General features: G+C 68.8%; 20 protein-coding genes. 11 read left to right on the plus strand and 9 right to left on the minus strand.

What is annotated here, in order from left to right; all coding sequences use genetic code 11:
• Positions 1-73 precede the first annotated feature (73 nt).
• From OG474_RS34270 to OG474_RS34285, 4 genes are read right to left on the minus strand one after another with little or no spacing between them, the layout of a single operon-like run.
• Positions 74-1,768 (minus strand): cytochrome bc complex cytochrome b subunit, encoded by a 1,695-nt coding sequence (locus tag OG474_RS34270; RefSeq protein ID WP_405057760.1) that lies wholly within the window; start codon positions 1,766-1,768, stop codon positions 74-76.
• A 5-nt stretch (positions 1,769-1,773) separates the two neighbouring features.
• Entirely contained in the window at positions 1,774-2,823 is a 1,050-nt protein-coding gene (locus OG474_RS34275; protein WP_405057761.1) for a Rieske 2Fe-2S domain-containing protein, read from the minus strand.
• Positions 2,820-3,734: a c-type cytochrome gene (locus OG474_RS34280; RefSeq protein ID WP_405057762.1), complete on the minus strand. Its 915-nt coding sequence runs from the start codon at positions 3,732-3,734 to the stop codon at positions 2,820-2,822. Before OG474_RS34280 ends, OG474_RS34275 begins: the two co-directional genes overlap by 4 nt.
• Positions 3,731-4,393, minus strand: a complete 663-nt coding sequence (locus OG474_RS34285) for a heme-copper oxidase subunit III (protein ID WP_405057763.1) — start codon at positions 4,391-4,393, stop codon at positions 3,731-3,733. Before OG474_RS34285 ends, OG474_RS34280 begins: the two co-directional genes overlap by 4 nt.
• A gap of 81 nt (positions 4,394-4,474) precedes the next feature.
• Between OG474_RS34285 and OG474_RS34290 the strand changes: the two genes are divergently transcribed.
• The 3 genes from OG474_RS34290 to trpD are packed head-to-tail and all read left to right on the plus strand — an operon-like array spanning position 4,475 to position 6,905.
• Positions 4,475-5,392, plus strand: coding sequence for a cytochrome c oxidase assembly protein (locus tag OG474_RS34290; protein WP_405057764.1), 918 nt, complete (start codon positions 4,475-4,477; stop codon positions 5,390-5,392).
• Positions 5,393-5,436: 44 nt separating this feature from the next.
• Positions 5,437-5,853 carry a hypothetical protein gene (locus tag OG474_RS34295; protein ID WP_405057765.1) on the plus strand — a complete coding sequence of 139 codons (417 nt, stop codon included), beginning with the start codon at positions 5,437-5,439 and terminating at the stop codon, positions 5,851-5,853.
• An 8-nt stretch (positions 5,854-5,861) separates the two neighbouring features.
• On the plus strand, positions 5,862-6,905 hold the full coding sequence (gene trpD, locus OG474_RS34300; RefSeq protein WP_405057766.1) for an anthranilate phosphoribosyltransferase: 1,044 nt from the start codon (positions 5,862-5,864) through the stop codon (positions 6,903-6,905).
• 55 nt (positions 6,906-6,960) lie between these two features.
• On the opposite strand, the gene OG474_RS34305 is transcribed toward trpD, so the two are convergent.
• The 4 genes from OG474_RS34305 to OG474_RS34320 form a co-directional block, all read right to left on the minus strand.
• Positions 6,961-7,719 (minus strand): hypothetical protein, encoded by a 759-nt coding sequence (locus OG474_RS34305; protein WP_405057767.1) that lies wholly within the window; start codon positions 7,717-7,719, stop codon positions 6,961-6,963.
• Between the two features lie 2,434 nt (positions 7,720-10,153).
• Positions 10,154-12,928 (minus strand): DUF2510 domain-containing protein, encoded by a 2,775-nt coding sequence (locus tag OG474_RS34310; RefSeq protein ID WP_405057768.1) that lies wholly within the window; start codon positions 12,926-12,928, stop codon positions 10,154-10,156.
• Between the two features lie 48 nt (positions 12,929-12,976).
• Positions 12,977-13,264: an Lrp/AsnC family transcriptional regulator gene (locus OG474_RS34315; protein WP_405057769.1), complete on the minus strand. Its 288-nt coding sequence runs from the start codon at positions 13,262-13,264 to the stop codon at positions 12,977-12,979.
• Positions 13,265-14,428: 1,164 nt separating this feature from the next.
• The gene (locus OG474_RS34320; RefSeq protein ID WP_405057770.1) at positions 14,429-16,204 is read right to left on the minus strand and encodes a DEDD exonuclease domain-containing protein; all 1,776 of its coding nucleotides are present in this window, start codon (positions 16,202-16,204) and stop codon (positions 14,429-14,431) included.
• A gap of 71 nt (positions 16,205-16,275) precedes the next feature.
• Here OG474_RS34320 and OG474_RS34325 point away from each other — a divergent pair, with 71 nt between their 5' ends.
• From OG474_RS34325 to OG474_RS34360, 8 genes are all read left to right on the plus strand, one after another.
• Positions 16,276-16,401: a hypothetical protein gene (locus OG474_RS34325; RefSeq protein WP_405057771.1), complete on the plus strand. Its 126-nt coding sequence runs from the start codon at positions 16,276-16,278 to the stop codon at positions 16,399-16,401.
• A complete protein-coding gene (locus tag OG474_RS34330; RefSeq protein WP_405057772.1) occupies positions 16,394-17,701 on the plus strand; it encodes an NYN domain-containing protein in 1,308 nt (435 codons plus the stop codon). Before OG474_RS34325 ends, OG474_RS34330 begins: the two co-directional genes overlap by 8 nt.
• A 112-nt stretch (positions 17,702-17,813) precedes the next feature.
• Complete coding sequence (locus OG474_RS34335) at positions 17,814-18,071, plus strand: hypothetical protein (RefSeq protein ID WP_405057773.1); 258 nt, start codon at positions 17,814-17,816, stop codon at positions 18,069-18,071.
• 219 nt (positions 18,072-18,290) lie between these two features.
• A complete protein-coding gene (locus tag OG474_RS34340) occupies positions 18,291-19,343 on the plus strand; it encodes an NlpC/P60 family protein (protein WP_405057774.1) in 1,053 nt (350 codons plus the stop codon).
• A gap of 98 nt (positions 19,344-19,441) precedes the next feature.
• Positions 19,442-20,911, plus strand: a complete 1,470-nt coding sequence (locus tag OG474_RS34345) for a hypothetical protein (RefSeq protein ID WP_405057775.1) — start codon at positions 19,442-19,444, stop codon at positions 20,909-20,911.
• Positions 20,904-22,115, plus strand: coding sequence for a M48 family metallopeptidase (locus OG474_RS34350; RefSeq protein ID WP_405057776.1), 1,212 nt, complete (start codon positions 20,904-20,906; stop codon positions 22,113-22,115). The genes OG474_RS34345 and OG474_RS34350 overlap by 8 nt, the downstream gene beginning before the upstream one ends.
• Positions 22,112-23,212 (plus strand): glycosyltransferase family 4 protein, encoded by a 1,101-nt coding sequence (locus OG474_RS34355; RefSeq protein WP_405057777.1) that lies wholly within the window; start codon positions 22,112-22,114, stop codon positions 23,210-23,212. Before OG474_RS34350 ends, OG474_RS34355 begins: the two co-directional genes overlap by 4 nt.
• Positions 23,213-23,397: 185 nt before the next feature.
• The gene (locus OG474_RS34360; RefSeq protein WP_405057778.1) at positions 23,398-24,573 is read left to right on the plus strand and encodes an alanine--tRNA ligase-related protein; all 1,176 of its coding nucleotides are present in this window, start codon (positions 23,398-23,400) and stop codon (positions 24,571-24,573) included.
• Positions 24,574-24,576: 3 nt separating this feature from the next.
• On the opposite strand, the gene OG474_RS34365 is transcribed toward OG474_RS34360, so the two are convergent.
• The gene (locus OG474_RS34365) at positions 24,577-25,539 is read right to left on the minus strand and encodes an EamA family transporter (protein ID WP_405057779.1); all 963 of its coding nucleotides are present in this window, start codon (positions 25,537-25,539) and stop codon (positions 24,577-24,579) included.
• Positions 25,540-25,547: the final 8 nt, after the last annotated feature.

Below are 25,547 nucleotides of genomic sequence, written 5' to 3' on the forward strand. Positions count from 1 at the left end.
GATGGCCGCAACCAGTTGGACCACAACGAAAAGGCCCCAGCAGCAGCTGGGGCCTTTCTCGGTGCTAGTGCGGTCAGTGCTTGTCGGGCGTGACCTCGTGGAAGGCCTCGGTCTCCGTCAGCTCGTGCACGTCGTCGTCGTGACCGTGCGAGTGCGCGTCCTCGATCTCGGTCGCGGTCGGCTTCTGCACCGCGTCCGCGTAGTAGAAGCGGCTCAGCTTGGCGCGGACCTTCTTGAGCGCGCGGAGTGGGGCGCGGACACCGTTGTCGTCGGTCTCCGGACCCACCTCGTACGGAACGAGCCGGTCGTGCGCGGTGAGCTGGTAGGCCTCGTGCTCCGAGATCGGCGTGTGCCGCTCGGAGTACCCGCCGTCGGGGGAGCGGACGATGATGCCCGACTCCAGACCGTGCAGGAGACGCTCCTGGTCGGCCCGCTGCAGCGAGATCGCGATCCGCCGGGTCACCCAGAAGGCGAGCACCGGGCCGAGGAACACCCCGAACCGCAGGAACCAGGTCACCTCGTTCAGTGAGAGACCGAAGTGCGTCGCCACCAGATCGTTACCGCCGGCGATCCACAGCAGGCCGTAGAAGGTGATGAAGGCGGCACCGATACCCGTCCGGGTCGGCACGTTGCGCGGCCGGTCCAGCAGGTGGTGTTCCCGCTTGTCACCGGTGATCCAGCCCTCGATGAACGGGTACAGCGCGACCAGGGTGACGAACGCCGGTGGAATGATCAGCGCCGGTATCAGCAGGTTCCAGCTGAGCGTGACACCCCAGAAATGACTCTCGAAGCCAGGCATCAGGCGCACGGGGCCCTCCAGCCAGCCCATGTACCAGTCGGGCTGGGAGCCTGCGGTCACCTCGGCCGGGTTGTACGGGCCGTAGAGCCACACCGGGTTGATCTGCAGCAGCGCGCCCATCAGGGCGGTGATGCCGAACACGACGAAGAAGAAGCCGCCGGCCTTGGCCATGTAGACCGGCATCAGCGGGTAGCCGACGACGTTCTTCTCGGTCCGGCCGGGACCCGCGAACTGGGTGTGCTTGTGGTACACGACCAGGAACAGGTGGGCCGTCACGAGCGCCAGGATCAGGCCCGGGATCAGCAGCACGTGGACGGTGAAGAACCGGGACACGAAGTCGTCACCCGGGAACTCGCCGCCGAAGATGAAGAACGTCAGGTACGTGCCGATGATCGGTGACGCCTGGACCATGCCCTGGGTGATGCGTAGACCGGTACCCGACAGCAGGTCGTCGGGGAGGCCGTAGCCGATGAAGCCCTCGATGATGCCGAGGAACAGCATCCCGAAGCCGATCACCCAGTTCAGCTCACGCGGCTTGCGGAACGCGCCGGTGAAGAAGATCCGGAGCAGGTGCACCATCATCGCGGCGATGAACAGCACGGCCGCCCAGTGGTGGATCTGCCGCATCAGCAGACCGCCGCGGACGTCGAACGAGATGTCCAGCGTCGAGGCGTAGGCCTCCGACATGTGCAGGCCCTTGAGCAGGCTGTACGAGCCCTGGTACTCGACCTCGGCCATCGACGGCCGGAACCACAGCGTCAGGAAGATACCGGTGAGGATCAGGATGATGAAGCTGTAGAGCGCGATCTCGCCGAGCATGAAGGACCAGTGGTCGGGGAAGACCTTGCGCAGGTTCTTCTTCCCGAGCTTGCCGATCCCGAGCCGGTCGTCGACCCACTTGACCGGCGCGGGGAATTCCGCCGTCGCGGCTGGCCCATCTTTAGGACTGCGTTCTTTCAAGTCAGACACTGGTGTCACCCTCGTTCCCAGAAGCTCGGGCCGACCGGCTCGGTGAAGGGGCTCTGCGCGATCAGGTAGCCCTCTGCGTCCACTGCCAACGGTAGCTGCGGCAGCGGCCGGGCGGCAGGTCCGAAGACCACCTTCGCGCCGTCGGCCAGATCGAACGTCGACTGGTGGCACGGGCAGAGCACGTGGTGCGTGGTCTGCTCGTACAGCGAGATCGGGCAACCCACATGGGTGCAGATCTTGGAGTAGCACAGGATGCCGTCGATGCCCCAGTTCTCGCGACCGGCCGGCGCCTGGATCTTGCCCGGCTCGATCCGGACCACGATCACCGCGGCCTTGGCCTTGGCGTTCTGGTACTCGACCGCGCTCTCCTCCTGCAGCGGAGTGAGGTTGGCCGGCTGGGCGTTGACCAGCTGACCGACCTGCAGGTCGGACGGCTTGATCGGGCGGTCGGTGACGTCGTTGACGACCCGGATGCCCTTGGCCCAGATGGTGTTGTACAGGCTGCGGCCCGGCAGCGGACCGAGGTCGCGCAGCAGGACGATGGCCGGTAGGCCGAGCAGGCCCATCGCGCCGAGCAGGGACCGGCGGATCAGCTTGCGCCGGCCGAAGCCGGACTCGGCCGCACCCTCGGAGAAGCCGGCCATGATGTCGGCCTTCTGCTCCGGGGTGGAGTTGGCGTCGTGCCGGAGCTCGACGATCTCGGTGTCGACCATCAGCTGCTTGGCCCACTGGATCGCGCCGGCGCCGATCAGGAACAGACCCACGCCCAGGCACAGGCCGATGGTCATGTTGTTCGCGTTACCGGTCAGCGGGCCGAACTCGAGGATCGCGTCCCGCGGGATCGCGAAGTACGCGACGCAGGCGCCGAGCGCGAGCAGGCCGGCCAGCGTGAACATCGTCGCGACCTGACGCTCCGCGCGGTCCGCGGCCTTCGGGTCGAGATCGGTGATCCGGTACTCGTGCGGCTCCAGACCCGGATCCGCGATCGGCTCGGCCACCTCGACCGCGCCGTGGTCTTCGTCTCCTGCCTTCACGGGCAGATTCTTGTCGCTCATTCGGCCCCCCCTCCGTGCGCGCCGCCTCCGTGTGCGCCGCCGCCACTGTGCGCGCCGGCACCCTTGGCCTTGACTCCCTTGGCGCCGATCCAGACGGCGACCGCGACCAGCAGGCCGATACCGACCAGCCAGCCCCACAGACCCTCGGAGACCGGGCCGAGCCGGCCGAGGCCGAAGCCACCCGGGTCCTTCTGCTCCTGCAGCGCGTGCAGGTAGGCGATGATGTCGCGCTTGTCCTCCGGCAGCATCACCTGGTCGGAGAAGACCGGCATCTGCTGCGGACCGGTGAGCATCGCCTCGTAGATGTGCTTGGGGTCGACCCCCATCAGCGACGGCGCGTACTTGCCCTTGGGCAGCGCGCCGCCCTTGCCGGCGAAGTTGTGGCAGGCCGTGCAGTTCGTCCGGAACAGCTCGCCACCGCGGGTGACCTGCTCGTCGGTGGCCTTGCTGATGTCGTACGAGTCGGTCGCCGGAACCGCCGGGCCCGGGGCGAGCGAGGCGACGTACGCGGCCAGGGCCTCGATCTCCTCCGGCGTGTAGGACGGAGTCTTGCGCGGGATCTGGGCGCCCGGCTGCATCGCGGGCATCCGGCCGGTGCCGACCTGGAAGTCGACGGCGGCCGCGCCCACTCCGATCAGCGAGGGGCCGGCCATGTCGCCCTCACCGTTCCCGCTGCCTTCGGCGTTCAGGCCGTGACAGCTGGAGCAGCCGACCGCGAAGAGCTTCTTGCCCTCTTCGATCTGCTGGGACTGGGCCGAGTTGTCGGCCACCGCGCTGCCAGGGGCAAACGCGGCGTACGCCGAGCCCACTGCCAGGAGGCCGAACAGGAGCACGACGAGGCCGGCGGACCGGTGCCGTCGTCGCGCGGAGAGAAAGCGCGCCGGTGACAAGGAGGTTCTCTTCTCACTCATTTGAGCAGGTAGATGGTCGCGAACAGGGCGATCCAGACCACGTCGACGAAGTGCCAGTAGTACGACACGACGATCGCCGAGACGGCCTGTTCGTGGGTGAACTTGCGGGCCATGTACGTCCTGGCCAGAACGAACACGAACGCGAGCAGACCGCCGGTCACGTGCAGGCCGTGGAACCCGGTGGTCAGGTAGAAGACCGACCCGTACGGCGAGGACGAGATCGTGATGCCCTCGTGGATCAGCGTGGCGTACTCGGTGACCTGACCGGCGATGAAGACAGCGCCCATCAGGTACGTGAGGATGAACCACTCACGCATACCCCACTTGAGGAAGTTCACCGCCGATCCGACCCGGCCGACCCGGCCGTGCTCGGCCGCGAAGACGCCGAACTGGCACGTCACCGAGGAGAGCACCAGGATCAGCGTGTTGGTGAGCGCGAACGGGACGTTCAGCATCTCGGTCGACGCGTCCCAGAGCGTCTCCGTCCCAGGCGCCGCGGTCGCGGTCGTTACCGACCGGATCGTGAAGTACGCCGCGAAAAGGGCGGCGAAGAACATCAGTTCGCTCGCGAGCCAGACGATCGTGCCGACACTGACCATGCTGGGACGGTCATGGTGCCCGTGTTCACGAGACGCTGGGAGCGCAGTTGCAGTGGCCACGCCGTCATTATGTCGGTCCATCTGCGAAGTACTACGACCACCCCCATGCATGTCGCGGAACGGTGCTTCTACTGTGGACAGGTGCTTCCCCTCCACGCCGGGCCCGGTGACCAGATCGCGCCCTTCACGCCGCTGCGGTTACTGACTGCCTGGACCTTCGAACCGGTGTTACTCGCCGTGATCGTTGCCATCGGCGCGCTCTACCTGTACGGCGTCCATCAGCTGCGGAAACGTGGCGACAAATGGGCGCGCGGGCGGACGTTCGCCTTCGTCGGGCTGGGCCTGGGGAGCGCCGTGATCGCCACCCAGTCGGCGCTGGGCACCTACGACACGGTGCTGCTGAGCGTGCACATGGCCCAGCACATGATCCTGTCGATGCTGACGCCGCTGATGCTCGCGCTCGGCGCGCCGGTCACGCTGGCACTGCGGACGCTGCCCCAGCGGCCCCGGAAATGGTTGCTCTCCGTATTGCATTCGCGGTTCGCGAAGGTCGCCTGCTTCCCGCTGATCGGCTTCACGCTGTTCGTGCTGAGCCCCTGGGTGCTCTATTTCAGTGGCATCTACGACGCGACGCTGCGCTCGACCGCGCTGCACGACCTGCTGCACTTCCACTTCATCCTGGTCGGATCGCTGTTCTTCTGGCCGCTGCTGGGCCTCGACCCGGTCCCCGGGCGGGTGATCTACCCGTTCCGGCTCATCATGACGTTCCTCACGTTGCCGTTCCACGCGTTCCTCGGCATCACGATCATGTCCGCGAACAAGCTGATCGCCGAGGACTGGTACACGAGTTTCGAACGCTCCTGGCCGCCGTCGCCGCTGCACGACCAGTTCATCGCCGGCGGTCTGTTGTGGGGGTCCGGGGACATCGTCGGACTGGTGTTCTTCGGTGTCCTGTTCGTCCAGTGGGTGCGTGACTCGCAGCGTGAGGCACGCCGCGAGGACCGCCGGCTGGACCGCTTGGAGGAGCAGGCGCGCCGGGCCGAGCAGGCACCCCGGTAGCATTCAGCTGTCCAGTCGTCTTTTTCACAGCTTGGGATGAATCGATGAGCTCAGAGCGTCCGCTGAAGGTTCTCGTCTACAGCGACGACCGTACGACGCGGGAGTCCGTCCGGCTGGCGCTGGGCAAGCGTCCGGCCAGTGACCTGCCCGCCCTCGAGTACGTCGAGTGTGCGACCGAGCCGGCCGTGATCAAGGCCATGGACAAGGGCGGCATCGACCTGGCCATCCTGGACGGCGAAGCGGTCCCGGCCGGCGGGATGGGGATCGCCCGGCAGCTGAAGGACGAGATCTTCCAGTGCCCGCCGGTGCTGGTCATCACCGGCCGTCCGCAGGACGCCTGGCTCGCCACCTGGTCGCGCGCCGAGGCCGCGGTCTCGCACCCGATCGACCCGGTCCGGCTCGCCGAGGTGACCGCTGGTCTGCTCCGGACCGTGGTCGCCAAACTGCCTGCCACGACCTGATCCCGGCGATGGCCGCCTACACCTGGCCCCACGTCCTCAACCCGCTGCTGCGGGGCGAGGACCTGGAGGCCGCCGCCACCGCGTGGGCGATGGAGCAGATCCTGTCCGGGGCCGCGTCACCCGCGCAGCTCGCCGGATTCGTGATCGCGCTGCGTGCCAAGGGCGAGACGGTCGTCGAGGTCGAGGGCCTGGTCGCGACGATGCGCGACTTCGCCACCCGGATCACGGTGCCGGGACGGACCCTGGACGTCGTCGGTACCGGCGGCGACCAGGCGCACACCGTGAACATCAGCACGATGTCGGCCATCGTCGCCGCGGGCGCCGGGGCCAAGGTGGTCAAACACGGCAACCGCGCCGCCTCGTCGGCGTGCGGATCGGCCGACGTACTGGCCGAGCTGGGGATTCCGCTCGACCTCACCGCGGCGCAGGTCGCCGAAGTAGGCGAGCGGGCGGGAATCACCTTCTGCTTCGCGCCGGCGTTCCACCCGGCGCTGCGACACGCCGCCGTACCGCGGCGTGAGCTCGGCGTACCGACCACCTTCAACTTCCTCGGCCCACTGGCGAACCCGGGCGACCCCTCCGCGCAAGCGGTCGGCGTCGGCGACGCACGGGTCGCCGGGCTGATGGCCGGCGTACTGGCCCGGCGCGGGATCGACGCGCTCGTCTTCCACGGCGACGACGGTCTCGACGAGCTCACCACCCGTACGACGTCGCAGGTGTGGAACGTCGGCGGGGGAGAGGTCGAGGGGCCGTTCACGCTGGATCCTCGGGATCTCGGCATCGAGCCGGTTCCGGCGGAGGCCTTGAAGGGGGCGGACGCGCCGTACAACGCGAAGGTCGCCCGGTCGCTGCTCGAGGGCGAGGTGGGGGCGGTGCGCGACGTCGTACTGCTGAACGCCGGTGCCGCGCTGGCGGCGTACACGCCCGTGGAGGGACCGATCACCGCGCGGATCCGGACCGGTATGGATCGCGCGGCTGAGGCGATCGACTCCGGTGCGGCGAAGGACGTCCTGGATCGCTGGATCGCCGCTTGCATCGCGGTGCGCGGCTAGTCCTCTTGCTTGGTTAGCCGGCGGGACTGTGGTCGCGCCGGCCTTCTCAGCGATTTCAGCGGTTGATCTTGATCTGGCTGACCTTGGTACGCCAGACCGGGATCCACGTCGGCGTCGACCCGGCGATGTCGCCGATCGACACGGCCGCCGTACCGTCGCCGCGGTCGATCACCGCGATCAGCACGGTCGAGAACGTCTCCGGCAGCTTCGGCGCGCTGACCGCGACCCGGGTCGTGATCTCGTGCCCCTGGTGACCGTCGACCGTGATCACCTTGTGCGTCGTGGCGGAGATCTTCGCGCCCTCGCCGTACAGGCCGATGATCGCGCGTGAACCCGCCTGCGTCGCCGCGGCCTTGAGCCCGGCCGGCGTGCTCGTGACCTTCACCGTCGGCGTCAACTGACCGAACGAGACGACGTTCACCCAATCGGCGACGCCGTTGTAGTCCTCGTGCACGGTGAACATCACCGCAGCGCTGCCGAACAACCCGCTCCGGTCACCGCTCGTGCTCCAGGCCGACCCCATGATCGGCATGGTGTCCTTGTTCACGGCAACGATCTGCGACCCGAGCACCTGCCCCTTCGGAGGCGGCGTCGACGACGGGCTCACCGAAGGACTCACCGTGGACAACCCAGGCTTCCCGGACGGCAACGACACAGGCGTCACCGCGTCGGCACGCGTCCAGATCCAGCCCACACACAAAGCAGTAGCCACCAAAGCCGCCACCACCAGCACCAAGGCCCCAACCAACCGAGCCCGCGCACCCGAATCACCACTCTGCCGCAAAACCACCCCATACCCCTCAGCCTCAGGCACTCCAACCACCCCACCCCGACGACGCCCAACCAGCGCCGCCTCCCCACCACTCAACAACCCCCCACTGTAAGCCGCCGCCCCGCCACCTCGCACCGGCCCCGCAACAGCCGTGGGACTCTCACCCTGAGCCGAAGTCGCACGTTGCACCGGCGCCCCGACCTCCGCGTGACTCTCACCCCGCGCCGGTCCCGCGCCTTGCACTGGGCTTCCGATCGGCGCCTGTGGTCCGCTGTGCGGCGGAGGCCCGTTGTAGACCGGTCCCGCACCTTCCGTCGCAGTCCCGCCCTGCGCGACCGTCCCGCCTCGCACCGGAGCACCGTCTCGTGGCGGCATCCCGCCTTGTACCGGAGCACCACCTTGTACCGGAGCGCCGTCTCGTGCCGGACCGCCGCCGTGGGACGGTCCCGCACTCTGGACCGGGGTCCCGATCTGCGCGGGAGCCTCGCCTCGCGCCGGAGCCGGCCCTTGGGCTGGAGTCCAGCCTTGGGGCGGTACGGCGCCGCGCCGGACCGGCCCCACCTGTCGGGGAGGCCCGCCTTGCATCGGCGTCGCGCCCTGAGCCGGGTTGGCTGCCTGCATCGGGGCGGTGCCGTTGGCCGGTCCCGCGCCTTGTCCGGGGGATCCTGCAGGCGATGCGGTTCCGGCTGGTGCTGCGGGCCCGCCGTGGCCAGGCTCCATGCCCGGCGTTGTAGTTCCTGCCTGCACTGGACCCCCGCCTCGCACTGGGGGACCGCCTTGTATCGGAGCGCCGCCCGGAGCGGGAGTCCCGCTCTGGGCATGTGGCGGCAGGTGTGGCTCCCATCCTGACGGAACCTGCCCGCCCCGCGGATCTGGCCATCCCGAGTGTGTTGCATACCCAGGCTCCCCGCCCTGCGGCATGGGTGACCCCGAACGCGGCCCGTGGTGCGGCTCCCCGCTCTGTGGATCCGTCGAACCCGGACGCGACTCCTGGCTGAATTGGCCGCCCTGCGGACCGGTCGATGCCGAGCGCGGTCCGTGCCCCGGCTGCCCACCCAGCGGACCCACGGGTCCCACCGGCGGCCAAGATCCCGCACGCGGCGGCTGCGCGGCCTGCGGTCCCACCGGCGCCTGTCCCATGCGCGGCGTGAGTGGTCCCACCGGCGGCTGTCCTGCACCTGGTTCGCCCGCTGGAGCGACCGGTACCTGTCCTGTGCGCAGCTCACCAGCCGAAGGCACATCACAGGGCTGCCCGGAGTGCGGTCCCGCCACCGGCGGCCGGTACTCCGAACCAGAAGTCGGCTGAATGCTCCCAGGACCAGGAACCGCTTGTTCACCTCTCGGCCCAGCCATCGGCTGACCGCTCGGAGCACTCACCTGCCCAAAGCGCGGCCCCTGCCCCGAGAAGTCAGGCTCCCCGGAGATCAGCGGCTGACCAGCGCGCACCGGCGGACCGCCGTACGGACCAGCGCTCGGCTGCCCAGCCAACGGCGCAGGCTGACCCGAACCTGGTTGCTGCAGCGGATACTGCGTCGGACCACTAGTCGCTGCACCAGGCATCGAACCACCCGACCGCGGAACTCCCAGTCCATCCGCCAACCCCGGCCCCTGCGCCAGCCCGGGCCCGTGCCCTGGCCCGGGTCCCTGCGTCAGCCCGGGTCCCTGTGCCTGTCCCGGACCGTGCGGCGACCCAGATCCCTGTGCTTGGCCCGGCCCGTCTGCCGGCTTGGCTTCCTGTGTCGACTCAGGCCCGCGTCCGTGTGCGGATCCAGGACCGGGCCCGTGTGCCGACTCTGGACTCTGCATCGGTGCTGAGACCTGCATCTGCAGCGGTCCTTGTGGCGGGATCGGCTCAGCTGCCGGTCCCTGCTCAGGCGGCTGGTTGAACTGCGGCGCGGGCTGGCCGGGGTACGCCGGCTGACCCGTGTCCCCGCCGTACTGCTCCGTCTGCGCGCTTCGGCTGGGGGAGCGCGGCGGCGGAGGTGGTGGCGGCGCGGGCGCAGGCGACTGCCCCATCAGCACATCACCCACCTCACCAGGACCAGACCGCCCAGCAAGACCGTCCAACCCACCAACACCACCCAGCAGGCCGCCGCTAACCAGCATGCCCCCACCGCTCAGGGGGCCCGCGCTGCCCAACCCGCTTCCACCGTCCAGCCCAGTTGCACTGTCCAACCCGCTCGCACTGTCCGACGCGTTCGCACCATCTAGCGGACCCGCACCGTCCAACGGACGCGCGTTGTCGGACGTGCGTGGCCCATCCGAGCTCAGGGGTTCGGTGGGACCAGGCGCGGCGGACAGCGGCGGCCGTGCGGTCTCCGAACTGTCCGGCAGGGGCAGCGGCAGCGCCGTACCGTCGGCTGTGCGGGAGGTGGAAGCGGTGGGTGGACGGCGGGCGGGAGCGACCGGCGGCGGCGGGGGAGCGCTGTGGCGGCCGGAGCGTCGCGGGGGCGGGGGCGGGTTTTGGTTGTCGTTGTCAGCCAACGTTGATTCCCTTGTAGGCCTGGCTTTCGGCCGCTTTCAGGTCCGGCCGGGTGGTGGGGATGTCGCTGATGTAGGCGACGGAGGTCCCGTCTCCTAGGTCGAAGACGGCTACTGTCAGCGTAAGCACCCGGGCGGTCACCTTGCCCGATTTCGCCGTCACCGTCTGCTGCACGTACCAGCCCGACTTGTCCGACCGTTTCACGGCACCGTTCGCCCCGGGCTTGCGGGTGATCGGGATACCGCCGTACAGCGTCGCAGGCACTTCGTTCGCGAGCGCCAGCGCGGTCGCCTTCGGGTCGCCGCCGTACCGGGCCTCGTTGCCCAGTGCACCGACAAAGATGTTCGCGTACCAGCTGTTGGTCCCGTCGAACTTCTCCTGCAGCAGCATGTACTGCCCGCTGGAGTCGAGCAACTGCGGTACCAGCCGCTTGCGGTCCGACCACAACCCGGTACGCCGCGGGAACGAGATCGCGGTCGACGAGATCCGCTCGCCTTCGTGCAGCTTGGGGTTCTTCGACTGACCGGGCTTCGTGGTACTCGTCGGCCGGCTGACCGGCGTCGTCGGCAGCGGGTCAGCCTTGTTGTCGTCCGGCCTCGTGATCAGGAAGATCGCGGCGACGATCAGCATCACCAACGCGATCCCACCACCGATCAGCAGCGGCAGCCTCGTGCCCGAAGGCCCACTACCGCCACCGGACGGCCTCTTCTCCGTGACGGCCCCCGTCGAGGTAACTCGCCCACGACGGTCCGCCTCACCACCCCACGGTCCAGCTTCACCCTGCGCAGGGCCCGCGTTGCCTTGCCGACCTCCCCAAGCTGCCTGCTTCTGCTCACCCCAGGGACCAGCGGCGGTCTGAGCACCAGACTGCTCAGCTCCCCAGGCCGTCTCGTGCTGACCCGCCCACGGACCGCCGTCGCTCTGCCCAGTACCCCAAGCAGGCTGCCCGGTGCCAGCCTTCTGGCCACCTGACGCCCACGGGTTGTTGCCGCCTACTGCAGGAGCGGTGTCTGGCGACGGCCCGGTCTCCTGGCGCTCGGCCCAGGGCGTACCAGCGGACTGCTGAGCATCCGCCGGCTGCTGCACTCCCCACGGGTTCGCTACCGGCCGCTGACCCCCGCTCGGACTGTTGGCCTCGTGCCCACCAGGGGATGTCTTTGAGGCGTCCGTCTCCTCGTCTTGCCCGCCAGTGGTCGCAGCTCTCCGACCACTGCTCTGCCCACCGGCCGCAACGCCCCAGTTCTGCTTGCTCGGAGCCTGCTCCAGCTCCGGATCCACACCCCAACCCGACTGCACCTGCGAAGCCTCAGCCACACCCGGAACCGACGCGTCGCCCGCCTGATCACCCCGGGCCGGCGGCACCTCCCTCACCTCGCCACCCGAACTCAGGTCGGCCCGCTCCTGAGCGCTCTCGCCATCAGGTTCGACGCCACTCCGAACCGCAGCACCCTCGTCCGCCGCGCCTGGACCATGCGACTTCCGTACGGCGTTCGGCGCCTCGGTCCAACTCACATCGGACCACCCCGCCGCACCGCCACCCACCCCCTGAGCGCCCCCAGCCCCAGAACCAGCCGCGGCGCCAGTCCCCGCCGCTGTCCCAGTTCCTGCGCCCGCCTCAGCCGCCGTCGCAGTCCCAGGTCCCATCGCGATTCCAGGACTGTTTCCTGTGCCGGTCGTGGTGCCGGTGCCGTCCGCAGTCCCAGCTCCCCGAGCTGTCGTCGTACCGGCCGGCTCTTCGACACCTGTCTCCGCGCGCCGACCGCTGGCTCCGCTGTGCGGACCGGCTTCAGCCTTCACACCCTGACCATCCGCCGAGGCATCGGCGACCTCAGCCCCCCATCGACCGGCAGCACCAACTCCAGGCTGGAGGTCGCCGCCGCCGTCGACAGCCCAGCCACCCCGAGTACTCCGGGAACCGGTCTCTGCCGGCGCATCCGTCGTACCCGCCTCAGTCGGACCCGCCTCCGCCGCACCAGCCTCGGCTGCGGCCGCCTCCGCCGTACCAGCTTCAGCTGCGCCCTCCGGCGCAGAAGCCAGTCGCAGCGCCCATCTGTTCGGCGCCTGCTCAGAAGCGTCCGTTGGGGTGGTCGCTGCCGTTTGCTCGGCTTCCGGAGTCGGATCGACCTCGTCCGGCAGGGGCTGCTGAGTCCAGTGCTCTGGCGGTGCCGGGGCAAGCTCCGACGTGTTCCATGTCGCCCGGGCGCGTTCGAACGGCGTCAGCTCATCAGGCCCGCGCGCCTCACCAGCAGCTTCGGCAGTCTCGCCTGCGTCCACGGACTCCACCGCCGACAGTCGCGGCCCGCTCTCCGACTCAAGCGGATCGGACCACCAACCAGCATCCTGCGAAGGCGTGGGCACCTGTGCCGAAGCATCCACACTCGGCCCGTCCACCACGGGCGCGACCGGACCCTGCGGCGCCGACTCCGTCTCCTGAGCGGGCGCCGACCGCGGCGACTCGTTCCGCTCCGCGGATGCCGTCGTACCTCCAGCAGGCGGCCCGTCGCCACCCGCCGCAGCCTCACCCAGCGCGTCCTCGCCCGCCTCGGCCTCGCTCAGCGCGTGCTCGTCCGCCGCAGACTGCCCCGCCGGTTCACTGGCTTGAGCTTCACCCGTCGCAGCCGAATCCACTGGCTGAGCCGTCGCGGACCCACCGCCACCCGGAACCGTTTCCTTCTCGGTCTGGTTGGTCCACTGCATCCCGTTCCACCAGCGGATGGTTTCCGGCTGCCCCGTCGGGTCCGGGTACCAGCCAGCGGGAGGGTTGCTCATGCGTCCACCGTAACTTCAGCGTCTGTCAGGAAAAGCGGTCTCCGAGGCTCAGACACCGTCCTCCTGGCCCAGGCTGAACGCGGCCTCCAGATCATGGGTCGAGTACGCCCGGAACGCGATGTGCGTCTCCGTGCTCAGTACGCCGGGAACCCGGTTCACGTGGTCGGGAATCACGCTCGCCAGCTCGTCGTGATGGGCGACCCGGATCATGGCGATCAGGTCGAGCCCGCCGGTCACGGAGTACACCTCGCTGACTCCCTCGATCGCCGCCACCTGCTCGGCGACCTCCGGGATCCGCGCGACATCGGCCTTGATGAACACGATCGCGGTGACCATGTCGTCCTCTCCCTCGAAGCACACTCGGACCAGCCGAAGCATAGTGGCGACCGCCCCCGGTTCCCGCCCCGAACCCGGCGATTTGGCGTAATCGAACAGATGTTCTAATATGTGTGCATGACGATCAACTCGGCCCGCGCCTCCGACGAGCAACTGCTCGCCGGCAGTTTCGCGAACCGGCCGGGTGGGCGGTTCGCCCTCGTTCCGCCACCGGATTGCCGCCCCCTGGGGACCTACTTCCCGCCTCCCGATACAGACGAGCCGCCCGACGACATCTACGACGACGTGTTCTACTCCGACGACCCTGAATCGCCGACGGTGCTCAGCGAGGAGGATGTGTACGACGCCGACCTCCCGCCGATGTCAGCCGTCGACCAACTGGAATGGGAGCTGTGGGCAACCGCCGACCAGGACGAGGCCGAGCGCTTCATGCTGCGCCAGTTCGCGCCGGACTGGGTGTTCCTTCCGCCCGGCGGCGATCTGGCGACGGCGTTGGAGTCGGCGCGCGTTCAATGCCTGTCCCCGATGGCGTTGATCGAGTACCTCAAGGCGGCGTCGCGGCTGGCGTCGTGGGCAGAGGCGATGAAGGCCGGCGCGATGGCCTCGTTCTTCCGGCAGCGCAAAGCACAGGAGATCGACACTCCGCGTCCGGAGGAGATCGATTCGTCCGGCAGGCCGGTCGACCCGGAGCGCTCGTGGGCCGCAGAGATCGGCGCGGCACTACACCTGTCGCCGCCACCGGCCACCGCTACACCACCGTCCCACCCGCCCGAGGCCCCATCACCCCCAACCCCGGCCCCAACCCCGGCCCCAACCCCGGTCCCAACTCTGGTCCCAGCCCCGGTCCCAACCACCCGGATGCCGGCGCCCGTCATTCCGCGCCGTCCAGCCGTCCGCACGTGCCGCCTGCCGTTCGGCCGCTCGAGGATCCGCCGCCTTTCTGACGAGACCGTTCCCCGATCGCCGACATCGGAGCCGACACCGGAGGCGATACCGGACCGTACGCGCCGACGCGAGAGCCCCGAGCGCCAAATGACCGCGATCCCCGCTGCTGACTTCCTCCTGTACGCCGATCGTGCCGGGATCTCGCCGTACGACCAGATGAACAGCAGCCACCACTTGAGGGGTGTCGGAGGGCTCGGCTGGTGGAAGTCGGCGTGCTTGTCAGCTGGCTCGGGCGGGGCCCAGGGGGCGGAGTCGGCGGCGTTCGGAGGGGTGGTGGAGGTCGGCGGTGGCGTTGTCGATGCGGGTGAGGTGGCGGCCGGCGCCGGTGATCGGGCAGATCCAGGTGCCGTCCATCTCGACCAGGCGGATTCCGGGCTGGTCCAGCCAGCGCAGGACGAGGTCGATCTCTTCGGGGGAGGCGGTGGCTACCGGGCCGATGCCGGGGAGAACGGTTTCGGCGGAGGCGCGGAGCATGTCGAGGTAGCGGCGGGGGTCGGTGCCGCGGGGGCTGATTCCGGCGGCGGCGAGGCGGCCGCGGCGGATGACGTGCAGCTCCCAGCCGCCGTCGTCGGTACGGCGGGCCGCGCAGATCTCGGCGCAGCTGGTGACGGATGCCATCCGCTGCATGCGCGCCGAGCTGCGGACGAAGGCGCTCAGGCGATCCCGGTGGACTGCTGCGTCTTCGAAGCGTTCGTCGGCGGACAGTACGTCGATGCGCCGGTCGAGGGCGTCGATGACCGGCGTCGGGTCCGCGGTCAGCGCGGTGCGCAGGTCGTCGACGAAAGCGCCGTACGAGTCGGTGGAGATGCGGCCGTCGCAGGGCGCTACGCAGCGGCCCATCTCGGCCAGCACGCAGGGCGACAACCGAGGGGTGCGCGACATGCGTGCGGTGCACTGGCGGATGGGGAAGGCTTCGTGCAGGGCGGCCATGGCGCGTTCGGCCGTCTTGCGGGAGCTGAACGGGCCGAGGTAGCCGCCGTCGTCGTCGCGCACCTGTTTGACCAGCGAAAGTCGTGGGAACGGCTCGACGGTGACCTTCAGCCAGTGCTGCCGTTCCGGGAACTTCGACCGCCGGTTGTACCGCGGTTTGTGCTCCGCGATCAGCCGCAACTCCCGGATCTCCGCCTCGAGCGACGTACCGCACTCGATGCCGCGGACCGAGGTCGCGATGCCGACCATCTCGCCGATCCGGTTGCGGGTCTCCGAGGCGGTGAAGTACGAGCGGACCCGGTTGCGCAGGTCCTTCGACTTGCCGACGTACAGCACCTCGCCGCGGTCGTCGGTGAAGAGATACACACCCGGTGCGTGCGGCAACGATTCGGCGAGGTGCCGCTTCGCGCGAACGGCCGGCGCGACGCGGGAGTTGAAGGTCTGCAGATCCTCAAGAGTCTGTACGCCGAGGGAGCCGACCCGCTCGAACAGCCCGTGCAGCACGTCGACGGTGGCACGGGCGTCGGACAGGGCGCGGTGGTTCGGGGTCGTGGTGGTGCGGAACAGCTTGGCCAGCGTCCCGAGCTTGCAGTTCGGCGCTTCGTCCGGCGTGATCACGCGGCGCGCGAGCAGCGCGGTGTCGACGACGGTGAAATCGGGCCAGTCGTATCCGTGCACGAGGCTGTCGTGCTTGAGGAAGCCCATGTCGAACGGCGCGTTGTGCGCGACCATCACGCAGCCGCGGGCGAACTCCAGGAACGCCGGCAGCACCGAGTCGATCCGGGGTGACGAGGCAACCATCGGGTTCGTGATGCCGGTCAGCACCGCGATGAACGCCGGGATCGGGGCACCGGGATTCACCAGCGTCTGGAACTCGCCGACGATCTCACCCGCCCGCACCTTCACCGCGCCGATCTCGGTGATCCCGGAGTCGCCGGGCGCCCCACCGGTGGTCTCCAGGTCGACCACGCAGAACGTGATGTCGCGCAGCGGTGTCCCGAGGTCGTCGAAACTCGGCTGGACACCCCGAATCGGCGGCGACGTCGGCAGCGGCGGGCTGGTCATGGCAACGACGCTAAGAGTCGCCACCGACAATTCCGCAGGTGACACGCGAGCGAGTCGACTACGCTCTCGGTATGCGTACACAGGCGATCACCGCGAATTCGGCCGTCGCGCCGGTTCGTTGTGGTCTGCACCACGGGCGCCGTCAAGCGAGCAGCGTGACGGCCGTCACCCCAGCCGGACTGCGGACCGGTGACTGAGGCAGGCACCGCCGCGAGCTCCGCCGCTACGACTTTGCCCGAACCGGTCCGGCAACGAGTCCTGACTCTTGCCGCGCAGGCGCTCGGCCAGCTCCCCGCGACTGATGTCCCGGCGCCTCTGCGCCGGTTCGCGAGCTTCGCTCCGGCGAAGCGCGCCAAGCTCTCGGCGTCCGTGCTCGGCCCGATCCTGGAGACCGACGAGCACTTCCGCCGGCTGACCGCTTTCCAGGTACGACGGGAGCACGCGGAGCTGGGCGATGCGGTGGCGGAAGGTATCCCGGTGCCGATGGCGGACCCGGTCGAGGTCGCGGCCCTGGCCTACCTGCTCCGCCCCGACGACTGGGAGCTGCGGATCGCCGCGGCCGCCCAGCTCCCGGTCGAGGTGCCGAAGGCGGATGACGAGGCGATCGCCCGGCTGTCGGATCAGCTCGATCAGGCCCGGACCGAGACCCGTCAGGTTCGCGAACGCCTCCGTGAGCAGGTCAACGAGCTGAAGGGCGAGAACGTCACCCTGCGCCGCAAGCTCAACGAGGCCCGGCAACGGATCACCGGTCTGCAGAGCGACCTGGAGCAACGCACTACCGAGGCGGAGACCGCGGACGAACGCGTCGACGCGGCACGTTCCGAGGTCGAGCGTGAGATGCGCAAGCTGCGCGCCCGCATCACCGAGCTCGAAGCAGTCGAACACGCAGCCCGTCGTACGGCGGGTCAGGAGCGCGAGCTGGCATCGACGCGTACACGTCTGCTGCTGGACACGGTGATCGAGGCTGCAAGCGGTCTGCGTCGCGAGCTGGCCCTGCCTCCGGGCGGTGAGCTCCGCCCTGCCGACACTGTGGCGGGTCGTGAGCCCGAGGCGGCTCCTGTCGGCCGGACGGCTCCTGAGGACGACCCAGCGCTCTTCGACGAGCTTCTGGCGCTACCGCAGGTGCATCTGATCATCGACGGCTACAACGTCACCAAGACCGCCTGGCCGACCTCGCCGCTGCATTCGCAACGGCAGCGGCTGGTCACTGCGCTCGGCGCGCTCGTGGCGCAACGCCGGATCGAGGTGACCGTCGTCTTCGACGGCGCTGAGCTCTCCGGACCGGTGCAGCTGAATCCACCCCGTGGCGTGCGGGTCCGGTTCAGTCCGGCCGGTGTGATCGCCGACGAGGTGATCCGCCAACTGGTCCGCGCCGAGCCTCCCGGCCGCCCGATCGTCGTCGTGTCGACCGACCGTGAGGTCGCCGAGAGTATCGGAAGACTCGGCGCGCGCTCACTGTCCGCAACGAGCCTGATCGCCCGCATCGCGCGAGCCTGATTCAAACTGTGCTCTTTTCAAGCTGTGCTTTTTTCAAGAACTGTCGGCGGGGGTCTCTAGCGTCCTTCTCAGCCGGATGCAAGTCCGGGGAGCTTCCCCCTAGGAGGACGTTGTGCTGATCGACTGCGACGCCTGTGTCATGCGTGGTCCCGGCTGCCAGGACTGCGTGGTTTCGGTGGTTCTCGGCTTCGCCGCCGAACGCCACGAATCCATTCACATCGATGATGATGAGCGCGCGGCGCTCGACGTACTGGCCGAGTCCGGTCTCGTGCCACCGTTACGCCTCGTGCACGCTGTCAGGAGTGTCGAGTTCGACGCTGCTGCCAAAACCCCTGACGGAGAAGGCGAAACGGCGGTCGGCTCGGTGTGATCCGACGTTAAGTTTGGATCAAACCCGAGGGGCGAATTGCACCGGTCACGAAACGGTCACTACTGTTACGTCCTGTTGCCTCAGGGTGTCGGTTGATCGGACCGACCGGGCAACGGGGAAGCCGAGGGAGTGACCTCGCGGGCAGTACGGGCGTTAAGCCTGTAGTACCGGCGTGGTTGACGGGGACGGCGTCGAGCAGAGGAAGGGACCGACCGGGCTGTGTCCACCGGACGCATCAACCGCACCAAGGGAATCGCCCTCGCCGCCATCACCAGCACCGCCGTCGTAGCGGGTGTGCTGTTCATCCAGTCGGGAGCGGACGCCGATCCGAAGCCGTCACTGGACGAGGCGAAGAAGCAGGTTGCCGCTCTGCAGCACAAGGCCGAAGAGGCCGGTGAGTCGGCGAACGACCTGCGTGGTCAGATCTCCGCGTCCCAGGCCCGCCTGAAGGCTCTCCAGGCCGCCGTCAGCAAGCAGCAGGTCCAGGTCGACGCGGTCAAGCGTCAGATCGGCTCGCTCGCGGTTGCCGGCTACCAGACCTCCGGGATGTCGACGACGGCGCAGTTGCTGCTGTCGCCCAACCCGGACCAGTTCCTCAGCCAGGCCTCCACCGCCCAGGCCTTCGCCGGGCAGCAGAACTCCGCGCTCCGGAAGTTCCAGGACGCGCAGGGCAAGGTCGCCGACCTGCAGGCCAGCGCGCAGAGCGAGCTCGCCTCGCTGCAGGCCGTGCAGGCGCAGCAGAACAAGCTGATCGCCGAGGCCAAGGGCAACCTGGACGACGCCGAGAAGGTTCTCGGCAAGCTCAGCGACGCGGAGCGCCGGCGGATCGCGGAAGAGAACGCGAAGGAAGCCGAGAAGGCCCGCGACGAGCGCCCGAGCCGGGACAGCGACCGGATGGACGACGACCTGCCGGTTCCGGCCAACGGCCGCGCCGGACGTGCGGTTCAGGTCGCGATGGCCCAGATGGGCGACCCCTACGTGTGGGGCGACGCCGGACCGAACTCCTTCGACTGCTCCGGCCTGATGCTGTACGCCTGGGGCAAGGCCGGGGTCTCCCTGTCGCACTCCTCGAAGGCGCAGACCAACGAGGGCCGCCGCGTCGCCAAGAGCCAGCTGATGCCGGGCGACCTGGTGTTCTACTACAGCCCGGTCTCGCACGTCGGGATGTACATCGGCAACGGCCGGATCGTGCACGCTTCCCGTCCGGGCAAGCCGGTCAAGACGGACCCGATCGACCTGATGCCGTACAACACGGCCGTTCGTCCGGGCTGACCCGTCGCTTTGCGATACGCACCGGCTCCGGGGTCCCGACCCCGGAGCCGAGTCGTTTCACGACCATCCAAGTGCTCTACTGTCGGAGGAGGCACGGAGTGTCGCGCCTGACTGGGGCAGGTGAGCAGCGAGGGGTCGAAGTGATCGACGAGCAGGGCGATACGGTGCCGATGCCCGCGGTCGATCAGGCCGCCCTGGCTGACGAGCTCAAGCCCGCGGAGCCCAAACCACCGTCGCCGTTCAATGGGACGATCGTCAAGAAGGTCGCGATCGGCCTGGCCGTCTGCCTGGTGGCCGGGGCGGGATATGCCGGTCTCCGGCAGGTCGCCAACGCTCCCGCCGATCCCAACGCGCCGGTCGGCTCGCGCGACCCGCAGACGTCGACGACGCCCGATGACGAGGCTGCGGCCGGTGTTCAGCGGGCTACCGACGGTGGCGCCGTACTGACGGCGATGGCCGACGCGGTGAAGGACAAGAGCCGCACCGCGTTCCTGGACACCGTCGACCCGCAGTCGAGCGCGTTCAAGGTCAGCGCGCGGACGATCTTCGAGAATCTCGAGCAGCTTCCGATCGGGACCTTCCAGTTCCGTTATGTGAGCGACGACATCGGCGCGCTCGCGCCCGACCGCACGGCCGAGCTCGGCGGTACGGCGTCCTGGCTCGCGCAGGTCGAGGTCTCGTGGCAACTCACCGGGTACGACGTGAAGCCGGCCCGCGCGATCCTCCCGGTCACCTTCGTCATGCGTGACGGGAAGGCGTACGCCGCTTCGTTCTCGGACCGTTTCGTGGCCGGGCAGCGGCGTCCGGTCTGGACGTTGGGCGCGCTCAACGTCGCCAAGGGCGATCGCAGCCTGGTGATCAGCCTGAAGTCCAAGGCCCAGGCGGACGCGTACGTCGCCGTCGCGGATCGGGCGGTCACCTCGGTCAGCAAGGTGTGGGGCAAGGCCTGGCCGCAGAAGGTGGTCGTCTACCTGCCGGCCAAGCAGTCCCAGATGGAGGCCGTGCTCGGCGCGGCGCCGAACACGTACACGCAGATCGCCGCCGTCACGATGGCCGAGCTCGACCAGCCGCAGAGCGGCGCGCCGGTGCGGATCGTTGCCAACCCCAAGCTGTTCGAGGAGCTCGGCAAGCAGGGCCGCCGGATCGTGCTGACCCACGAGACCACACACGTCGCGTCGACGGCGACCGCATCGCCGGTGCCGCTGTGGCTGGCCGAGGGCTTCGCCGACTACGTCGCGTTCACTGCGGTGCCGGTTCAGGACGAGTCGGCCGCGAAGGAGCTCTTCAAGGCGATCCGGGCCGGCAAGGTCCCGGCCGCGCTCCCCGACACGAATGCGTTCGCTGCCTCGTCGGCCGATCTGTCCCAGGCCTACGAGTCCGCCTGGCTCGCGTGCCGGCTGATCTCCGAGCGGGAAGGGCAGGCCGCCTTGGTGAAGTTCTATCGCGCGGTGCATGCTTCGAAGAGCACGAGCGGGTTGGCTGATGCGTTCAAGTCGATCCTGGGGATGACCGAGCAGGAGTTCGTCGTTGAGTGGCAGAAGTACCTCAAGAGGTTGGCTGGTGCTTGACGGCCGCTGGGCGCCGCGGATTGCCGCGGTCGTCCTTGCGGTCGCGTTGGTCGTGGTGATAGTCACCACGACCCCCTGGCACCTGATCGACCTGCCGACGCCCGACCCAGCACTGGACTTCACCCCGGCCGAGATCGCCCGCCAGCAACAGTTCCGGACCGAGTTGTTGCCATGGTCAACGACCTCCTGGGTGCTGTCGGTCGTGGTCCCGCTGGCGGTCGGCTTCAGCCCGCTCGGCCGCCGCCTGTACGACGCCCTCCGCATCAGCCGCTGGTACGTCGCCGTGCCGCTGCTGATCGCCGGGCTCGGACTGCTCACCAGCCTCATCACGCTGCCGACCGACGTACTGGCCGAGCGTGTCACCCGCAAGTACGGACTGTCGGTCCAGGGATGGGGGCTGTGGGCCCGCGATCGCGCGGTGAACTGGCTGCTGGTCGCCCTGGCGATCGCGGTGATCGCCGTCTGCCTGATCGGGCTGGCCAAGCGCCGCCAGAAGACGTGGTGGTTGCCTGCGGCCATCATCACCGCGCTGCTCGTGCTCGGGGTGTCGTTCGCGTACCCGGTTCTGGTCGAGCCGAGGTTCAACAACTTCACGTCGATGCCGGCCGGCGCACAGCGAGACGATTTCCTCAAGCTCGCGGCCGACGACGGCGTACCGGTCAAGGATGTGCTGGTCGCTGATGCGTCGAGGCGGACAACCGCCTTGAATGCTTACGTTTCCGGCTTCGGATCGACCCGGCGGCTGGTCGTCTACGACACGCTGCTGAAGCAGACGCCGCCGGCCCAGACCCGGCTGGTGGTCGCGCACGAGCTCGGCCACGCGGCCGAGGACGACGTCCTGCACGGCACGCTGATCGGCGTACTCGGCGCTGCGTTCGGCGTCGTCCTGCTCGGAGCGTTGCTCGGGGCAAGGATGGCGGACCCGCGGCGGACTGCCGCGCTGCTGGCGTTGATCGCGCTCGGTACGACGCTCTCCAGCCCGGTGCAGAACCTGGTCAGCCGGCGGATCGAGGCGCGCGCGGACTACCACTCGCTGCGGCTGACGAACGATCCGGAGGACTTCATCGCGATGGAGCACAACCTCGCGGTGACGAACATCTCCGGCCTGACGCCGAGCCGCTGGCGGTACTGGATGTTCGCCTCACACCCGACCGCTCCGGAACGCATCGCGATGGGCCGGGCCTGGGCCGCCGCCCACAAATGACCGTTCTCGTTGTCACCAACGACTTCCCGCCGCGGCAAGGCGGAATCGAGTCGTTCGTCCGCTCCCTGTGCGACCAGTTGCCCGACCTCGTCGTCTACACCTCCCGCGAACCCGGCGACGCCGAGTACGACGCGACGCTGCCGTTCCCGGTGATCCGCGACCGTACGTCGATGCTCGTGCCGACGCCGAGGACCACCCGGCGCGCTGTCGAGTTGATGCGCGAGTACGGCGCCGACCGGGTGCTGTTCGGCGCGGCGGCTCCACTGGGATTGATGGGCCCGGCGTTGCGGCGAGCCGGGGCGCAGCGGATCGTTGCCGTCAGCCACGGCCACGAGACGTGGTGGGCCGGTGTTCCCGGCACCCGTCAAGCCCTGCGTCGCATCGCCGACGCTGCCGACACCCTCACCACAGTGTCGTCATGGTGCGCCGAGCAGATCGCCCCGGCGCTGTCGCCGGCCGCCGCCGCCCGCATGCGCCGCCTGGCTCCAGGAGTCGACACCACGCGATTCTTCCCTGGCTGCGGAGGAGAGCGGATCCGCGAGACGCCAGTCGTGGCCTGCGTTTCCAGATTGGTTCCACGGAAAGGGCAGGACACCCTGATTCGTGCGTGGCCTCGGGTGCTGGCCGCTGTGCCGTCGGCCACGCTGCTGATCGTCGGCGGTGGGCCTGATCGGGCGCGGCTCGAGGCGCTGGCTGCCTCCACCAGGTCGGTCGTCTTCACCGGGCCCGTGCCGTGGGCCGACATCCCGCCGTACCTGGACGCCGTGGATGTGTTCGCGATGCCGAGCCGCACCCGCCGGTTCGGGTTCGAGCCGGAGGCGCTCGGGATCGTCACGCTGGAGGCATCCGCCACCGGAAAGCCAGTGGTGATCGGCGACTCTGGCGGGACCCCGGACACGGTCCGGCACGGGGAGACCGGGTATCTGGTGGACCCCTACAACCAGGTCGCGGTAGCGGTCCGGCTGATCGAGCTGTTGACCGATCCGGCGAAGGCCCAGCGGATGGGCGCGGCGGGTCGGCAGTGGGTCAAGGACGAGTGGTCCTGGCAACAGTCCGGCGCCACGCTGCGCGAACTGCTGGACATCGGGCCTGACTGATCGTGTACGCTCTTTGGCATGCATCAGATGTTCAGCTTGGTAGCAGCCGTACGAGCTTCGTGCTCTCCGGCTGCCGCTGCCTGACATCTTCCTCCACCACCGGCGACCGGAAACGGTTCGCCGGTTTTGTCGTTCCTGACGCCAGGTGACTCGGGTCCGGTCTTCTCAGTAAGGGACCCAGAACCATGAGCTCTACGCTCCAGAAGACCATCTCCCGCACCTTCATCGACTACTTCCAGCAGCACGGTCACATCCCGACCACCGGGTCCACGCTGATCCCGCGCCTGGGTGATCCGGTGCTGTTCACGACGTCCGGGATGCACCCACTCACGCCGTACCTGGAAGGTGAACCACATCCGATGGGTCGCCGGCTCGTGGGGATCCAGCGATGCCTGCGAACGACGGACCTCGACGAGGTCGGCGACCCGACACACCTGACCGTGTTCGAGATGCTCGGCTCGTGGTCGCTCGGCGACTACGGCAGCAGCCAGACGCTCCGCTGGGGCTACGAACTGCTGACCGAGGGCTTCGGCATCGACCCGAGCCGCCTGTACGTGACCGTGTTCGGCGGGGACACGCAGGTCCCGCTCGACCAGGAGTCGCTGCGCACCTGGCAGGAGCTCGGTCTGCCGATCGAGCTGACCACCGAGGACAACTGGTGGTCGAACGGCCCGACAGGCCCGTGCGGTCCCGACTCGGAGATGTTTGTGTGGACCGGCGACGGTGAGCCGGAGGGTACGCCGACTACCGACGACCGCTGGGTCGAGATCTGGAACCACGTGATGATGCGGTACCGCCGGCACGACGACGGTTCGCTGGAAACGCTGCGGCAGCAGAACATCGACACCGGCCTCGGGCTCGAGCGGCTGACCATGTTGCTGGAAGGCAAGGATTCGGTCTACGAGACGAGTCTGTTCGAGCCGTGGATGCGGGAGACACCGAAGCTGTGGAAGCTCAGCACCGAGGAGCAGCGGATCGTGATCGACCACCTGCGGTCGAGCATCGTGATCGTCGGCGACGGCGTGCACCCGTCGAACACCGGGCGCGGTTATGTCCTGCGCCGGCTGATCCGCCGAGTGCTGACGCTGTTGTGGAGCGGGGACGACTCAAGCAGCCTGTCCGACCTGCCGCTCGAACTGTTCGAGCACACGCTGAACCACTTCCACCAGGGCGAGTCGGTGACGCTGGTCCGGCGGATCCTGATCGACGAGGAGATCCGGTTCAGCAACCTGCTCGACCGTGGCCGCAAGATCCTCAGTCACGAGCGGTTCCACAAGTCGCTCGACGAGACCGACTACGAGTACCTGCACGAGACCCACGGTCTCCCTCGCGAGCTTGTCGCCATACTCAAAGAAAACTAGGGCTCAGGTGAGACTGGGATCCAGTACGTCGGTGGGCACCGGAACCTCCGGCGGGGCGACCTTGCCCACCGACGACTGGGCCACGAACGCGCCAACCAGCACGATCGAACCACCGATGATCTGGTTGGTCGTGAGCCGCTCATTCAGCAGTACCAACGCGAACAAGCTGGCCGCGACCACTTCGACGTACGCGACTGCTCCCGCGATCGCCGCCGACAGCCGCTGTACGGCGGCCGCTCCGGCGAGGTAGGCGACCACGGTACTGATCACGATCAGCCAGGTGGCCATCATCCAGCCCGGCGCATGCCGATGACCGATCGCGATCGTGTCGGTCAGCACGTGCCACGGCGTCTGCCACGGCAGCGCGATCAGGGTGAGCGCGACGGCACCGACCACGCTTCCAGCGGCCGTCATCACCAGCGGATCGGCGACCCCGGTCAGCTTGTCGATCAGGATGAAGTACGTCGCCTGGCAGGCGGCCGCCGCTAGCCCAGCGAGCAGCCCGATCAGGTCGATCTTGAGCCCGGTCCAGATCTCGGCCACCGTGGCCAGACCGAGCAGAGCGATCCCCACACCGACCGCGGCTGATCGCGGTACGGCGACCTTCTGGCCGAACTTGAGCCACAGCACCACGAGCACCGGACCGGAGAACTCGAGCATCAGCGCGACCCCGACCGGGAGCCGGCTGGCCGCGGCGAAGAACAGTGCCTGGCAACCGGCGATCCCGGTCAGCCCGTACAGCACCAGCGGCTTCCACGACGCCCGTGCCGCGCGCAGTCCCGCACTGCCGCGGAGCATCAGCACCAGCGGCACGAGCAGCAGCGCGGCGCCCAGGATCCGCACCCAGGCGGCCTGCAGCGGCGTGAATCCGGCACCGATCAGCGGCTTCGCGAAGGCTCCCGAGCCACCGAACGTGACGGCCGAGAAGAGCGCGAAGCCGAGCCCCACCGACTTTGTGCTGTACATGGGCATAA

It is taken from the genome of Kribbella sp. NBC_01505 (assembly GCF_045040285.1).
Classification (GTDB): domain Bacteria; phylum Actinomycetota; class Actinomycetes; order Propionibacteriales; family Kribbellaceae; genus Kribbella.

Coding starts and splice junctions, on each gene's coding strand:
- trpD (WP_405057766.1), top strand. CDS start 5,862: ATGGCCGCCTACACCTGGCCCCACGTCCTCAACCCGCTGCTGCGGGGC.
- OG474_RS34355 (WP_405057777.1), top strand. CDS start 22,112: ATGACCGTTCTCGTTGTCACCAACGACTTCCCGCCGCGGCAAGGCGGA.
- OG474_RS34360 (WP_405057778.1), top strand. CDS start 23,398: ATGAGCTCTACGCTCCAGAAGACCATCTCCCGCACCTTCATCGACTAC.
- OG474_RS34310 (WP_405057768.1), bottom strand. CDS start 12,928: ATGAGCAACCCTCCCGCTGGCTGGTACCCGGACCCGACGGGGCAGCCG.
- OG474_RS34295 (WP_405057765.1), top strand. CDS start 5,437: ATGAGCTCAGAGCGTCCGCTGAAGGTTCTCGTCTACAGCGACGACCGT.
- OG474_RS34365 (WP_405057779.1), bottom strand. CDS start 25,539: ATGTACAGCACAAAGTCGGTGGGGCTCGGCTTCGCGCTCTTCTCGGCC.
- OG474_RS34315 (WP_405057769.1), bottom strand. CDS start 13,264: ATGGTCACCGCGATCGTGTTCATCAAGGCCGATGTCGCGCGGATCCCG.
- OG474_RS34320 (WP_405057770.1), bottom strand. CDS start 16,204: ATGACCAGCCCGCCGCTGCCGACGTCGCCGCCGATTCGGGGTGTCCAG.
- OG474_RS34280 (WP_405057762.1), bottom strand. CDS start 3,734: ATGAGTGAGAAGAGAACCTCCTTGTCACCGGCGCGCTTTCTCTCCGCG.
- OG474_RS34325 (WP_405057771.1), top strand. CDS start 16,276: ATGCGTACACAGGCGATCACCGCGAATTCGGCCGTCGCGCCGGTTCGT.
- OG474_RS34275 (WP_405057761.1), bottom strand. CDS start 2,823: ATGAGCGACAAGAATCTGCCCGTGAAGGCAGGAGACGAAGACCACGGC.